Origin of the sequence: Moraxella sp. RCAD0137 (assembly GCF_002894025.1) — a bacterium.
Lineage (GTDB): Bacteria > Pseudomonadota > Gammaproteobacteria > Pseudomonadales > Moraxellaceae > Moraxella > Moraxella porci.
On record NZ_LTCC01000001.1, the window covers coordinates 91,750 to 104,849 of the forward strand.

13 protein-coding genes, 1 tRNA gene and 2 pseudogenes are annotated in these 13,100 nt (G+C 43.5%); 3 read left to right on the top strand and 13 right to left on the bottom strand.

Features of this window, described 5'->3' with window-relative positions; all coding sequences use genetic code 11:
• Nucleotides 1-662 precede the first annotated feature (662 nt).
• The 3 genes and pseudogenes from AZ602_RS00335 to AZ602_RS00345 form a co-directional block, all read right to left on the bottom strand.
• Nucleotides 663-794: pseudogene (locus tag AZ602_RS00335) on the bottom strand (IS3 family transposase); the annotation flags it as partial.
• A gap of 208 nt (nucleotides 795-1,002) precedes the next feature.
• A pseudogene (locus tag AZ602_RS00340) lies at nucleotides 1,003-1,152 on the bottom strand (integrase arm-type DNA-binding domain-containing protein); the annotation flags it as partial.
• A 173-nt stretch (nucleotides 1,153-1,325) separates the two neighbouring features.
• Nucleotides 1,326-1,412: transfer RNA gene (locus tag AZ602_RS00345), tRNA-Leu, on the bottom strand.
• Nucleotides 1,413-1,752: 340 nt separating this feature from the next.
• Between AZ602_RS00345 and AZ602_RS00350 the strand changes: the two genes are divergently transcribed.
• The gene (locus AZ602_RS00350) at nucleotides 1,753-3,420 is read left to right on the top strand and encodes an ABC transporter substrate-binding protein (protein WP_103033196.1); all 1,668 of its coding nucleotides are present in this window, start codon (nucleotides 1,753-1,755) and stop codon (nucleotides 3,418-3,420) included.
• 141 nt (nucleotides 3,421-3,561) lie between these two features.
• Here AZ602_RS00350 and leuB read toward each other — a convergent pair whose 3' ends face one another.
• The 6 genes from leuB to leuC form a co-directional block, all read right to left on the bottom strand.
• The gene (gene leuB / locus AZ602_RS00355; protein ID WP_103033197.1) at nucleotides 3,562-4,632 is read right to left on the bottom strand and encodes a 3-isopropylmalate dehydrogenase; all 1,071 of its coding nucleotides are present in this window, start codon (nucleotides 4,630-4,632) and stop codon (nucleotides 3,562-3,564) included.
• Between the two features lie 63 nt (nucleotides 4,633-4,695).
• On the bottom strand, nucleotides 4,696-5,343 hold the full coding sequence (leuD, locus tag AZ602_RS00360) for a 3-isopropylmalate dehydratase small subunit (RefSeq protein ID WP_103033198.1): 648 nt from the start codon (nucleotides 5,341-5,343) through the stop codon (nucleotides 4,696-4,698).
• Between the two features lie 19 nt (nucleotides 5,344-5,362).
• Nucleotides 5,363-5,752 carry a type II toxin-antitoxin system VapC family toxin gene (locus AZ602_RS00365; RefSeq protein WP_199174056.1) on the bottom strand — a complete coding sequence of 130 codons (390 nt, stop codon included), beginning with the start codon at nucleotides 5,750-5,752 and terminating at the stop codon, nucleotides 5,363-5,365.
• Nucleotides 5,736-5,960, bottom strand: a complete 225-nt coding sequence (locus tag AZ602_RS00370) for a hypothetical protein (RefSeq protein WP_103033200.1) — start codon at nucleotides 5,958-5,960, stop codon at nucleotides 5,736-5,738. Before AZ602_RS00370 ends, AZ602_RS00365 begins: the two co-directional genes overlap by 17 nt.
• 9 nt (nucleotides 5,961-5,969) lie before the next feature.
• Nucleotides 5,970-6,287: a hypothetical protein gene (locus tag AZ602_RS00375; RefSeq protein WP_103033201.1), complete on the bottom strand. Its 318-nt coding sequence runs from the start codon at nucleotides 6,285-6,287 to the stop codon at nucleotides 5,970-5,972.
• Nucleotides 6,288-6,311: 24 nt separating this feature from the next.
• Entirely contained in the window at nucleotides 6,312-7,730 is a 1,419-nt protein-coding gene (gene leuC / locus AZ602_RS00380; protein WP_103033202.1) for a 3-isopropylmalate dehydratase large subunit, read from the bottom strand.
• 459 nt (nucleotides 7,731-8,189) lie between these two features.
• Between leuC and AZ602_RS00385 the strand changes: the two genes are divergently transcribed.
• A complete protein-coding gene (locus AZ602_RS00385; RefSeq protein WP_103033203.1) occupies nucleotides 8,190-8,492 on the top strand; it encodes a hypothetical protein in 303 nt (100 codons plus the stop codon).
• Nucleotides 8,493-8,621: 129 nt separating this feature from the next.
• Nucleotides 8,622-9,494: a LysR family transcriptional regulator gene (locus AZ602_RS00390; RefSeq protein WP_103033204.1), complete on the top strand. Its 873-nt coding sequence runs from the start codon at nucleotides 8,622-8,624 to the stop codon at nucleotides 9,492-9,494.
• A 107-nt stretch (nucleotides 9,495-9,601) separates the two neighbouring features.
• On the opposite strand, the gene ruvA is transcribed toward AZ602_RS00390, so the two are convergent.
• From ruvA to AZ602_RS00410, 4 genes are all read right to left on the bottom strand, one after another.
• Nucleotides 9,602-10,219: a Holliday junction branch migration protein RuvA gene (gene ruvA, locus AZ602_RS00395; RefSeq protein WP_078317095.1), complete on the bottom strand. Its 618-nt coding sequence runs from the start codon at nucleotides 10,217-10,219 to the stop codon at nucleotides 9,602-9,604.
• On the bottom strand, nucleotides 10,216-11,253 hold the full coding sequence (fba, locus tag AZ602_RS00400; RefSeq protein ID WP_103033205.1) for a class II fructose-bisphosphate aldolase: 1,038 nt from the start codon (nucleotides 11,251-11,253) through the stop codon (nucleotides 10,216-10,218). Before fba ends, ruvA begins: the two co-directional genes overlap by 4 nt.
• Nucleotides 11,254-11,375: 122 nt before the next feature.
• Complete coding sequence (locus AZ602_RS00405; protein WP_078317093.1) at nucleotides 11,376-11,666, bottom strand: entericidin; 291 nt, start codon at nucleotides 11,664-11,666, stop codon at nucleotides 11,376-11,378.
• 213 nt (nucleotides 11,667-11,879) lie between these two features.
• Nucleotides 11,880-13,082: a phosphoglycerate kinase gene (locus AZ602_RS00410; protein WP_103033206.1), complete on the bottom strand. Its 1,203-nt coding sequence runs from the start codon at nucleotides 13,080-13,082 to the stop codon at nucleotides 11,880-11,882.
• Nucleotides 13,083-13,100: the final 18 nt, after the last annotated feature.

Genomic DNA, 13,100 nt, shown 5'->3' on the forward strand with positions numbered 1-13,100 from the left:
AAGATCTATTGGGTGATCCGACCTGGTATTGAGCTATTTAAGCACCCTGAATTATACCAATCTTGAACACTTTTACCTTTGTGCGAAACAGCAGATAGTTGTAAACAACCTCCAATTATGCTTGATTCAACTCTCAATGTTTAGAAAACTTTGGTATTCAAGTGATTTTTACACAGTCGTAAGCGTCAGATGTTAATTTGGTGCATAAGATTAAGTAAGACCTTGGCCATAAATCAGATTGCATGAAGTCTTCAATAAGACAGCCATCGGTATTCAATGATACCTACAAACCAATTAAAACAAATTGGGTGTAATTTATTTTATAACAAATTTTAAGTTTTGCAAACTTTTTAAACTTTGATTTATTTATTTTCAAAAAAAAAAGAAAATCCACATTTCTGAAAAATGCAGATTGATTGCCATTTACACTATACAAAAAAAGCCATCTTTGGTTTCTTTAAATGCTTCAGCTCATACTGCGTATCGATTTGATTTTAGAACTAACATCAGCAAACGCACGACTGGTGTAATGAGTGCCTTGATCTGAATGAAATAACACACCAGTTGGTTTAAAGCGTATGTATAAGCCATGGTCAGAGCTTTGGTGGTCAGCTCACTGTTTTGCACCATCAATTGCTCTATTAGCGGAATAGTAAGCTGTCTTGAGTTAATAGAGCGGATGCCTTTTTTAAGATGTCTCGCTCAAGTCTTAGCTGGGCATTTTCTTTACGAAGTCGCTCAAGCTCTTGCTGCCCTGGTGTTAGGGCATGATGTGGGTAATGGCTTGCCTTTTCTAGTTTAAACTCAGTGCTGTACTGCTTACGCTGTTTTGTCATGAGAGATTACTTCTAGTTTGGGGTGGTATAACCTCTTATGGGGTGTTTGGGGGTGTTGTAGTGGTACAGCTTGGCTGGTGGTTTTTTATAGGGTGGTCAAATAAGAGTGGAATAAGTGGTCACGTGAAGAGTGGAATGGATGATCATTTGGAGTGGAAAGTGCAATCGGATGCTTATATTGCAGATACCAAGTTTTTGAGCCTGATGGCGTAATGTTTAGCACCAGTCCATTGCCATCATAAAGTCGGTATAACTTCTCTTTGGGCTTGGCATTATTAATTTCAGCAGTAGTTAAAGGTTTGGTTGTGCGATCCATAACAGTATAGATTCCATCTAAAAAAGTATAAATATAAGCTGTACTGTTATATATACTGTTATTAATGCCAGATTTCAAAGTGGTATATAGGTATCCATCGGACAACAAAAAACCCTTAAAGCTATATACTTCAAGGGTTTTCATGTATCTTCGAATCCTTTCGGACTCTCAAATGGTACCAGTGGTCGGACTCGAACCGACACGCTTTTAAGGGCAACGGATTTTGAATCCGTCGTGTCTACCAATTTCACCACACTGGCATGTATGGTTAAGCTCATCGGCTTATGTGTGCGTATTATACGGATATTTTTACGCTTGTCAAATCATTTTTTCAAAAAAAATTCCAATATTTGATTTATTTAACAACTGTTGCCAATCATAACCCCAAAATCACTTTTGATCACCTGAATATGATCGCAAATGCATCGTAAATTCGGCCTATCGCTTATTAAATTAAAATACTAAGATAAAAATTACTTTTTTTCTTGACAATTATGTTGGTTTTGCTAATATCTGACGATGTCTACGCATTTTAAGATCGGTGCGTGACATGGTTTATTTGTTCTTTTTGCGGCATTTGATTTATTAAGGAAAATTGATATGATCCATCGGAAACCTGCGGCGGCTACTTTGGCTTTGGCGTCTTTACTGGGTTTGACAGCTTGTGGTGGCGATAACTCAAACAGTTCAGCTCCAGCACTCACTGTTGGCGAAGGCCAAACATCCATCGCAGCCACTGGCACAGCACCTGCGGATAAGGATACGCTAGTGATTGTAAATGGCGCTGAAGCCAGTTCTCTTGATCCACAAAAATCTCAAGACACCGTCAGCTCTGCCATCATTCGCCAGATGTTTGATGGCTTGGTTTCAACCGATGCCGAGGGTAAAACCGTCCCTGGTTTGGCAGAAAAATGGGAAACTCAGGACAATAAAGTTTGGACACTCACCCTGCGCGATGCCAAATGGTCAAACGGTGATCCGATCACAGCTCATGATGCAGTATATGCCCTGCGTCGCTTGGTAGATCCTAATACAGGCGCTTATTATGCCAGCTACTTGGCAGATGCCAAAGTTGTCAATGCCGAGGCGGTGGCCACGGGCAAAGCGCCTTTGACACAGCTGGGTGTGGCAGCACTGGATGATAAGACGCTGCAGATTACTTTGACTGAAGCGGTACCTTATTTCATTGATATGTTGGCTTTGCCAGTGACTTTCCCCGTTCATCAAAAAACCATCGAAACCCATGGCGATAAATGGCTAAGCCCTGAAAACATCGTCGTCAGTGGTGCTTATAAATTGGAACAAACTGTTGTCGGCAGTCACACGACTTTGGTCAAAAACCCTCAATATTATGATGCCGCCAAAGCCACCATCGAAAAGGTGCAATTCCTGCCAGTGCCAGCTGAAGGCGGCCTAAACCGCTATCGTGCTGGCGAGGTCGATGTGTCGCTTGTTCCAGGTGATCAGATTCAAAAAGTACAATCAGAATCTGGCAGTGAGCTACAAGTCTCACCACGCCTATGCACCTACTACCTAGAGCCGAATATCGCAGCTGCACCGCTGAATGATCCGCGTGTGCGTGAAGCGCTGTCGATGGCGATCGTACGCGAAACTTTCCCATTAATCCTAAAACGCGGCGAAGAGCCAGCCTATCAATTGACCCCACTGTCTATCCAAGGTATGCAAGAGGCAGCACCAGCATGGAAGTCGATGGATCAAGAAGCGCGTAACCAAAAAGCCAAAGAGCTGCTTGCTGAAGCTGGTTATACAGCCGATAAACCTTTACAATTTGAATTCTTATATTCAACCAGCGAAACGGGCAAGAAACTGTCAAGTGCCATCAATGCCATGTGGACGCAAAACCTTGGTGGCGCTGTGAAAGCCAGCCAAATTAACCAAGAGTGGAAGTCTTTCTTGGACACCAAAAATCAAGGCAGCTTTTCTTTGGCAATGTCTGGTTGGTGTGCTGACTATAACGAGCCTTCAAGCTTTTTAAACTTACTTAAAACAGGCAACAGCAACAACACGGGCAAATACTCAAACCAAGCTTATGATAACCTACTGGCAAGCACTTTGACCGCCGAGGCTACTGATGAAGCGCGCGCTGGCGCTTATAAAGATCTTGAGCTGTTAATCAGCACAGATACTGCCGTGATCCCACTATATACCGCGGTGGGTGTGCGCTTGGTTAAGCCATATATTGGCGGCTTCTCAACCAAAGATCCGTTGGATGGCTATCTGGTAAAAGATTTGACGATCAATAAATAATTGATAGTTAGATCGCCAAAGCACCGTTGTTTATCAATGGTGCTTTTTTAATTTAAATATTTTTTGTTTATTGATGAAATTTTATAAATAACAAAAAAGCCAAAACCGATCATCAGTTTTGGCTTTGGGATAGCAGACCGATTATAATGCAGCCAGCACCGCCTCACCCATCTTTGAGCATGACACGAGTGTTGTGCCATCTTCATAAATATCCGCGGTACGAAGTCCTTGCTCAAGCACTTTGCCGACAGCATCTTCTACTTGCTTGGCTCGTGCTTCATCACCTAGGCTATAGCGAAGTAACATGGCAAGCGACAAAATGGTCGCTAGCGGATTTGCCTTATCTTGACCTGCAATATCAGGAGCAGAGCCATGGCTTGGCTCGTATAGACCTTTGCCATGTTCATCAAGGCTTGCTGATGGCAGCATACCGATAGAGCCTGTCAGCATCGATGCTTGGTCAGACAAGATATCACCAAAGATATTACCTGTGGCAATTACATCAAACTGCTTTGGTGCTTTGACCAGCTGCATCGCTGCATTATCCACATACATATGACTAAGCTCAACATCTGGATAGTCTTTACCCACTTCGGTAAAAATCTCTTTCCACAGCTCAGTGGCTTCTAGCACATTGGCCTTGTCCACGCTGCACAGCTTCTTGCCACGCTTTTGAGCTGCTCCAAAAGATACCTTGGCGATACGGCGAATTTCGCTTTCAGAGTATTTCATGGTGTTAAAGCCTTCACGCTCGCCGTTTTCAAGCGTACGAATACCGCGTGGCTCACCAAAATAAATATCACCCGTCAGCTCACGCACGATGAGAATATCCAGTCCTGCCACTACTTCAGGTTTTAGGGTGGATGCATTAGCAAGCTCTTTATAAAGAATCGCTGGACGCAGATTGGCAAATAAATTCAAGTCCTTACGAATGGCAAGTAGCCCGCGTTCAGGACGCAGTGGACGCTCAAGTGTGTCATATTGTGGCGAACCGACCGCCCCAAGCAGTACAGCATCTGCTTTTCGCACGACTTCTTGAGTCTCGGCAGGATATGGCGAGCCATACGCGTCATAGGCTTCACCGCCCAATTTGGCGTATTCATAACTGACATCTAAGCCATCAGCAATCAGTTTATCTAGGACTTTCACCGCTTGGGCAACGATTTCAGGCCCGATACCATCACCGTTTAAAATTGCAATGTGTTTGCTCATTGTTATTTCCTTAAAATTAAAACAAGTTAAGGGCGAAAACCACCCTTAACTCTCAACTGACAATTATGCCAAATCCTTAAACACCCACGGTCTATCCGCACGGGCTTTTTCTTCAAAGGCACGAATGCTATCGCTATCTTGCAAGGTTAAACCAATATCATCCAAACCATTTAACAGGCAGTGTTTACGAAACGCATCGACTTCAAAATGATATTCGCGACCATTTGGCGAAATTACTTTTTGATTTTCTAAATCTACGGTTAAGGTAAAACCCACATTTGCTTCGCAGTCTTTAAATAACTCATCAACTTCACTTCCGGTTAAGATGACAGGCAACATACCGTTTTTAAAGCTATTATTAAAGAAAATATCGGCATAACTTGGAGCAATAACGGTACGGAATCCATATTCATTTAATGCCCAAGGCGCGTGTTCACGGCTTGAACCACAACCAAAATTACTGCGAGTCAGTAAAATGGTTGCACCTTGATAACGCTCTTGGTTGAGCACAAAATCAGGATTTTTTGGGCGTTTAGCAATATCTTGTCCCAAATAGCCTTCATCAAGGTAGCGTAATTCATCAAATAAATTATCGCCAAACCCTGTGCGTTTAATGGATTTTAAAAACTGTTTTGGGATAATTAAATCCGTATCCACATTGGCACGGTCAAGTGGTGCAACAATGCCTGTAAGGGTGGTGTATTTTTGCATAAAATATTCCTTTTAGATTTTACCAAACACACTGTTGATAGTGTTTAGTTAAATTACTATCTTTACTAATCAAAATGCTATTATCAAGCATGGCATGAGCAACAATCAAACGGTCAAAAGCATCACGAGTAAAATCACAAGTCAATGCCGTGTTTACAACATCTAGCCATGATTTTTGGCAAATACTCAAGTTAATACTTTGCTTCAATGATTGTAAAATCATCTCAGGCGAATCATTAAGTCTTTTTATCTCATAAAGATATTGCAACTCCAGTTTTACCATTGGAGAGACAAATAAATAGTTATTTTTCAGCAAGTCAATCACTTTATCCGAAAATCTATCCATCTCCATAAGATAAAGCCAGATGACAGTATGTGTATCTAAATAAATATTATGTCGGGAAATCAAGATTTAACTCCTTTTCCCAACTGATATTTACCAAATCATCAGAATCGCCATTAACTGCATTTGGATGAGGTGTTAAATTAGATAAATCATTCAAAGGCTTTGATTCTTGCTTGACTGAATTCATAATTTTCTCAGCCAAAATGATTTTATCAGCCTTATCCAAATGCTCAATCATTTGATAATATTGCTCAACAACAGAAATTGGCATTTTTATCTCCTATTGTGATAAATCAAACTCTTTTGTCAGTTCAGTTAAAATGGCAGATAGACAACTTTCAACATCAACAAAATAATGTGGTTTATGCGACATCTCAAGACGGTAGTTTTCTTGGACAAATAGCGTTTCACTTGCAATCCAATCAGGCTTGATAGCAAAAGTTGGTTTAATATCATAGCTATCTTGTCGCCAAAGTTGTGCAAAATAACCTTTTTGAGAATGTTTTAAAATCTCAATTCTAAATAGCCATTCTTCATCATCAGCCATAGCAATAGGGTCAAGCTGGATTATTTTTACAACTTCTGTATAAGCAATCATCACTTGCTCTTATCTTAAAAACCTTTAGAATGTCCGCACATCTACAAAATGCCCTGCAATCGCTGCTGCTGCTGCCATTGCTGGACTCACTAAATGTGTACGACCGCCATTACCTTGACGACCTTCAAAGTTACGGTTGCTGGTACTGGCACAATGTTCGCCTGCTTGCAATTTATCAGCATTCATCGCAAGGCACATTGAGCACCCCGGTTCACGCCATTCAAAACCTGCATCGATAAAGATTTTATCTAATCCTTCTTCTTCTGCTTGTTTTTTAACCAAACCAGACCCTGGAACAACCATCGCTTGTTTAATGGTATCAGCAACTTTACGTCCTTTAACCACTTCAGCCGCTGCACGGATATCTTCAATGCGTGAATTGGTGCAAGAGCCAATAAATACTCGGTCAAGGGCAATATCAGCAAGGGATTGTCCTGCTGTTAAACCCATATATTGATAAGCACGCGTCCAGTCATTTTTTTGTACATCGTCTTTTGCTTGCTCAAGAGTTGGTACATTTTGCGTTACTGGAATGACCATTTCAGGTGATGTTCCCCATGAGACTTGTGGTTCAATGTCTTCACCATTCATCACAATCACGGTATCAAAATGAGCATCATCATCTGAATGTAAGGTGTTCCAATATGCTACGGCTTTGTCCCAGTCTGCACCAGTTGGGGCATACGGACGACCCTTAACATATTCAATGGTTTTTTCATCAACAGCAACTAAGCCAACTCTTGCTCCGCCTTCGATTGCCATATTACAAACGGTCATGCGTCCTTCGATAGACATATCACGGAATACTTGTCCGCCAAATTCAATGGCGTGTCCTGTTCCGCCTGCTGTACCAATTTTACCGATGATGGCAAGTACCACATCTTTAGGGGTAACGCCAGGCCCAAGTTTGCCGTCCACACGCACCAGCATATTTTTCATTTTCTTTTGGACTAGGCATTGTGTCGCCAAGACATGCTCAACTTCGCTGGTACCAATACCATGAGCAAGACAACCAAATGCACCATGCGTTGCAGTATGGCTATCACCACAGACAACGGTCATGCCTGGTAAGGTCAAGCCTTGTTCTGGCCCGACCACATGGACGATGCCTTGACGCACATCATTAATGGTAAATTCGGTGATGTTGAATTTTTGGCAATTTTCGTCCAAAGTTTGTACTTGAATGCGTGAAGTTTCGTCTTTGATGCCGCTCACACCCTCGCTGCGCTCTTTGGCAGATGTTGGTACATTGTGATCAGGCGTGGCAATATTTGCCGATAAACGCCAAGGCTTGCGACCTGCAAGCTCCAAGCCTTCAAATGCTTGTGGTGAGGTGACTTCGTGTAATAATTGACGGTCAATGTAAATCAAACTTGAGCCATCATCACGGCTTGCCACCAAATGGTCGTCCCAAAGTTTATCATATAAAGTTTTGCCTGCCATTTTATACTCCTAAATGGTTGGGTAAATTTAAAATTATTAAACAATCTATACTAATTTGGCATAATCATTATACCATAAAACAAAAGCACTTCCCAATCGTCCGTTCATGATGGTGCGTGGTAAAGCATCGCTCTGTTCGATTAGCCATAGTTTAATAGATATGTGTAATTATAGCAAAAATAAATTCATAATAATAATTTATATTTTTTATAAAATTGATAACTTATTGGAATAATAAGCCCAATCTCGATCAAACTTTAGAAAACCGAGTAACCAGATATTGTACAATATGTAAAATTGTATTACATTATGATGCATAATTAAAGTTGAAAATAATGCCAAGCTTTTTTGGCATTGACTTTAATACAGTTAAACTGATAGCGACACAAGACTATATATAGTCGCTGTTATAATTGATTTAACCTAAGATCTCAAAGATCTTTATCACGGAGTGTTTGTATGGCGATTTATGGCATTTCTATTGCAATGTTTTTATTGATTTTGGTCATTGGGCTGTTCATCGTGCGCCGCACAGGCATCCGAAGCGAAAGAGTGATTACCATTTTGTGTGTGGTAGGATTTTTGTGCCAGATCTTGATTAATTGGATGTTCTGGGGAGAAGGCTCGATCTACAATCCTTTTGCGCATGCCGTCGCTGATCAAAGCAGCTTGACTTTCTTGGTGCTATGCTTGATCAGTATCTTTTGTTATTCTGCGCTGTTGATGCTGCTGTATAAGGCCAATGAGTTTTATAACGAATGATGTTTCAATATGGGTAAATTATGCATTCCTAAAAATTTAGGTTGAAAAACTTTTTGGAATACATTAAGCTATCACAACCTTGATGCAATATGCGCATCATGCCCACCATCATCATATCGGACGGACGCGATGAATACGACCAACTTGGCCACTTTTGTGGCAGTCATGCAAACAGGCAGTATCTCGGGTGCTGCCGAGAAATTGTACATCACACAGCCTGCTGTCAGCAAACGCATCAAAAACCTTGAAGATGAGTTTGGTACAGTACTGTTTGACACCGTCGGTCGCAGTATCATCCCAACAGCTTCTGCGCATGAGCTGCTACCCTTTGTGCGTCGATGGCTCGATGACTATGAGGCGTGCAAAGCCAGTCTTCAGCATGCCAAAGAAGTGGCATCGGGACGACTGGTTATCGGGACAAGTCATCATATCGGACTGCATCACTTAGCGCCCGTGCTCAGACGCTTTATTCAGACCTATCCTGCTGTACAGCTTGAGGTGCGTTTTGTCGATTCTGAAGAGGCGCATAAGGCGGTACTGGAGGGTGAAATTTCATTGGCTTTTTTGACCCTGCCGCCTACCTTTGACCGCAGACTAAATTATCACACCTTGTGGAGTGATCCGCTGTATTTTGTGACAGGTACGCTAAGCTCACTTGCCCAAAAATCCAAGGTTAGCCTTTTGCAGCTGGCTCATTACCCTGCCATCTTACCCGCTGCCAATACCTTTACCAGTCAGATCACGCTGGCGGAGTTTGCCAAGCACAATCTGCGCCCATATGCAACGATGAGCACCAATCCGCTGGAGTCGATCCGTATGCTCGTGTCAGTTGGTCTTGGGTGGTCAGTGCTGCCAGAGACTTTGATTAATCAGGATTTGATTAAGATTGATATGGCTGAAAACATCGAACTGCAGCGCCATTTGGGTTTGGTGACCAATCCCAATCTGACTCGTTCAGCCAGCATGCAAGCGCTGTTATCGATGCTGTCGATCAATGAATAACCAAATTTTATTTAAGACTTTATCAGAGTCATCGTTTTATCTATCATAGCAAAATAAATTCATGCCCCAAGCTGTTCGCCTGAGGCATGAATAATGCAAGTAGTTGATTAAAATCCAGATAGTTGGCGCAGTGCCGCCTTGAGCAGATCGGATGTGTTTGTGATCTGATCTGACTGTGTAGCTTTGATGGCGGCTTGGGCTTCTTTTTCTTTATAGCCCAAATGAATCAAAGCACTCTCAACTTCAGCGATCATCTGCATGCTGTTATCAAAGCCATCTTCTACAAATAACCCATCAACACCGATCATCTCATCGCTGCCAAACTCTTGCAATTTGCCTTTTAAGTCCAAAATGATGCGTTGGGCAGTCTTTTTGCCAATTCCAGGCACGCGCACCAAGGCCACATCATTGTCCTGATCCACAGCGCGCTTGATCTCAGCTGCAGTCAATGTCGATAGCATCGCCGCCGCCATCTTAGCACCAACACCGTTAATTTTAATGAGTTTGCGAAACACATCCCGATCTGGTTTATCAATAAAGCCAAATAAGCTGTGCGCATCTTCGCGTACCACCAAATGTGTATGAATGGTCACGGTATTGCCCAATGCCAGCTGACAAAATGACGGTATGGGCAGCTCAATCTCATAGCCCACACCGCCAGCTGTCATCACGCAGGCGACAGGTGCATTCAATGACTGCACCTGCCCTGTAATCATACCAATCATTGGTAATATTCTACCATTTTCTCTAGGCTAATCGGGCGAATCTTGCTGGCATTGCCTGCCGCACCAAATGCCTCATAACGAGCCACACAGATCTCTTCCATCGCTTTCATTGATGCTGCCAAGTATTTGCGTGGGTCAAATTCAGCAGGATGCTCGGTCATGAATTTACGAATCGCACCGGTTGATGCCAGACGCAAATCGGTATCAATGTTGATCTTGCGTACACCATGCTTGATGGCATCGACAAGCTGCTCAACTGGCACACCGTAGGTCTCACCGATGTTACCGCCATTTTCGTTGATGATTTTTAGCCATTCTTGTGGTACTGAGCTTGAGCCGTGCATGACTAGGTGGGTATTTGGCAGTGCTTCGTGGATTTCTTTGATGCGGTCGATCGCTAGGATATCACCTGTCGGTGGACGAGTGAATTTGTACGCACCATGTGATGTACCTACTGCGATGGCCAAAGCATCAACATTGGTGTCAGCAACGAATTGGCGAGCTTCTTCGACCGAAGTCAATAGCTGGCTGTGGTCAAGGACGCCTTCAGCACCCACGCCATCTTCTTCGCCTGCCATACCAGTTTCTAGGCTACCTAGACAGCCGATTTCACCTTCGACAGACACGCCGCACGCATGTGCCATCTTGACGACTTCACGAGTCACGCGAACATTGTAGTCATAATCCGCTGGGGTTTTGCCGTCTTCTTTGAGCGAGCCATCCATCATCACCGAGCTAAAGCCAAGCTGAATTGAGCGCTGGCAAACTGCTGGGCTTGTGCCATGATCTTGGTGCATCACCACAGGGATGTGTGGCCACTCTTCAATGGCTGATAGGATTAGATGACGCAAAAATGGTGCGCCAGCATATTTGCGAGCGCCTGCTGATGCCTGTACGATCACAGGTGAATCCGTCTTGTCCGCTGCCATCATGATGGCGCGCATCTGTTCTAAGTTATTGACATTAAAAGCAGGCAAGCCATAAGCGTGTTCGCCAGCATGGTCAAGTAATTGGCGCAGTGATACCAGTGCCATGTAATTTCTCCATTTGATGAGTGATGGTATAAATAAGCATGATTATACCATAAATGCCGATTTTACACACCCCAAAATAATAAAAAAGCCGACACAGTGTCGGCTTCTAAGCAGCTTATTGATCAGTATTGCTGATCTTCTGGGGCGCGCGCTTCGGCTGAATTGTCATTGCCCGCAGCTTCGGTTACCGCAGCACCGATGCTCTTGGCAGCCTCTGACGCGGTTTCAGCGGCATTTTCAACTGCATTGCTGCCTGCTTGTGCAGCGGCTTCAGCTTCACGAGCGACTTGCTCGGTGTTAGCCTTGGTGTCGGCTGCTGCAGATTCGACAGTTTGACTGGCAGAATCTTGAGTTTGCTGACTGCAAGCGGCAAGCATGGCAGCAAAAACAACGGCTGGAAGAATCTTTTTCATCTGTTATTCTCTCTTATGATGTGCCTAAGAAATTTCTCGATATACTTATCGACCTAATGCCTTTAGTTTAGCCATCTAAAGGCCGTTTGACAAGAGATAATCGAAAAATGCAACAAAAAGTAACAAAGCCTTAATCTTATTAAAAGCCATGTTGCAAGATGGCTTAAGCTTGCTAACCACAGATAAATCACCCGCCCAAGCCATCAAAAAAACTTATTTTGCGGCAGCCTCAAGCGCGGCGATGGCTGGCAGTGTCTTGCCCTCAACAAACTCAAGGAAGGCACCACCGCCAGTTGATAGATAGCTGACATCATCAGCCACTTGATATTTGTCAATCGCTGCCAATGTATCACCGCCACCTGCGATACTAAAACCTGCGCTGTCTTTCACCGCTTGTGACAAAATCTGAGTGCCTGTGCCAAATTGATCCACCTCAAACACACCCACAGGACCGTTCCATAGGATGGTAGCGGCCGCTTTGATGTGTTCTGCGATTTTTTGAGCGCTGTCTTTTGAGATATCCAAAATCATCTCATTATCAGCGATGTCATCGACCGATTTGACCACCGCGTCCGCCTTGGCAAGCGAACCTAAAAAGTCATCAAAATCAATTTGAGATTTGTCAGCAACCACCACTTCTGACGGCAGTAAAATCTGAGTTTTGGCCATAATTTCTTTGGCGGTGTCGATCAAATCAGGCTCATGCAATGAAGAGCCAACATTTACGCCTGTGGCTGCTAAAAAAGTATTGGCAATACCGCCACCGACGACGATGCTATCGCATTTATCAGCCAGACTTAATAATACATCGAGCTTGGTGGAGACTTTTGAGCCACCAACGATCGCCACAACTGGCGCTGCAGGATTGTTAAGCGCACGAGACAGAGCGGTCAGCTCATCGGTCAATAGATTGCCCGAACACACTGCTTTGCCTTGGGCTGCAGCAGCGCGGATCACCCCTTCGGTGGATGCTTGGGCGCGGTGAGCGGTACCAAAGGCATCCATCACAAATACATCGCACAGATTGGCATATTGTTCAGAAAGCTTATCAGAATTTTTCTTTTCGCCAACATTAAAGCGAACATTTTCAAGTAAAACAAGCTCACCAGGCGCTACTTCGACGCCATTTAGATACTCTTTTTCAAAGCGTACAGGTGCATCCAAATGCTCATCCAAATAGGCCGCTACAGGTGCCAGTGAATATTTTTCATCAAATTCACCCTCGCTAGGACGACCCAAATGCGACGCTACAAGCACAGCAGCACCTTGTGCCAGCGCATCTTTAAGAGTCGGCAGTGCTGCTTGTAGGCGCACATCACTGGTGATGACACCATCTTTGATCGGCACATTCAGATCTTCACGAATCAACACGCGCTTGCCTGCCAAATCCAGATCTTTCATTGCAATTACAGTCATAACTCATCCTTAGTGTTG

Bases quoted from the DNA above. Each gene is read 5' to 3' on its own strand.
- AZ602_RS00350 (WP_103033196.1), top strand. From the start codon at position 1,753: ATGATCCATCGGAAACCTGCGGCGGCTACTTTGGCTTTGGCGTCTTTA.
- leuB (WP_103033197.1), bottom strand. From the start codon at position 4,632: ATGAGCAAACACATTGCAATTTTAAACGGTGATGGTATCGGGCCTGAA.
- leuD (WP_103033198.1), bottom strand. From the start codon at position 5,343: ATGCAAAAATACACCACCCTTACAGGCATTGTTGCACCACTTGACCGT.
- AZ602_RS00370 (WP_103033200.1), bottom strand. From the start codon at position 5,960: ATGCCAATTTCTGTTGTTGAGCAATATTATCAAATGATTGAGCATTTG.
- AZ602_RS00375 (WP_103033201.1), bottom strand. From the start codon at position 6,287: ATGATTGCTTATACAGAAGTTGTAAAAATAATCCAGCTTGACCCTATT.
- leuC (WP_103033202.1), bottom strand. From the start codon at position 7,730: ATGGCAGGCAAAACTTTATATGATAAACTTTGGGACGACCATTTGGTG.
- AZ602_RS00385 (WP_103033203.1), top strand. From the start codon at position 8,190: ATGGCGATTTATGGCATTTCTATTGCAATGTTTTTATTGATTTTGGTC.
- AZ602_RS00390 (WP_103033204.1), top strand. From the start codon at position 8,622: ATGAATACGACCAACTTGGCCACTTTTGTGGCAGTCATGCAAACAGGC.
- ruvA (WP_078317095.1), bottom strand. From the start codon at position 10,219: ATGATTGGTATGATTACAGGGCAGGTGCAGTCATTGAATGCACCTGTC.
- fba (WP_103033205.1), bottom strand. From the start codon at position 11,253: ATGGCACTGGTATCACTGCGCCAATTACTTGACCATGCTGGCGAACAC.
- AZ602_RS00405 (WP_078317093.1), bottom strand. From the start codon at position 11,666: ATGAAAAAGATTCTTCCAGCCGTTGTTTTTGCTGCCATGCTTGCCGCT.
- AZ602_RS00410 (WP_103033206.1), bottom strand. From the start codon at position 13,082: ATGACTGTAATTGCAATGAAAGATCTGGATTTGGCAGGCAAGCGCGTG.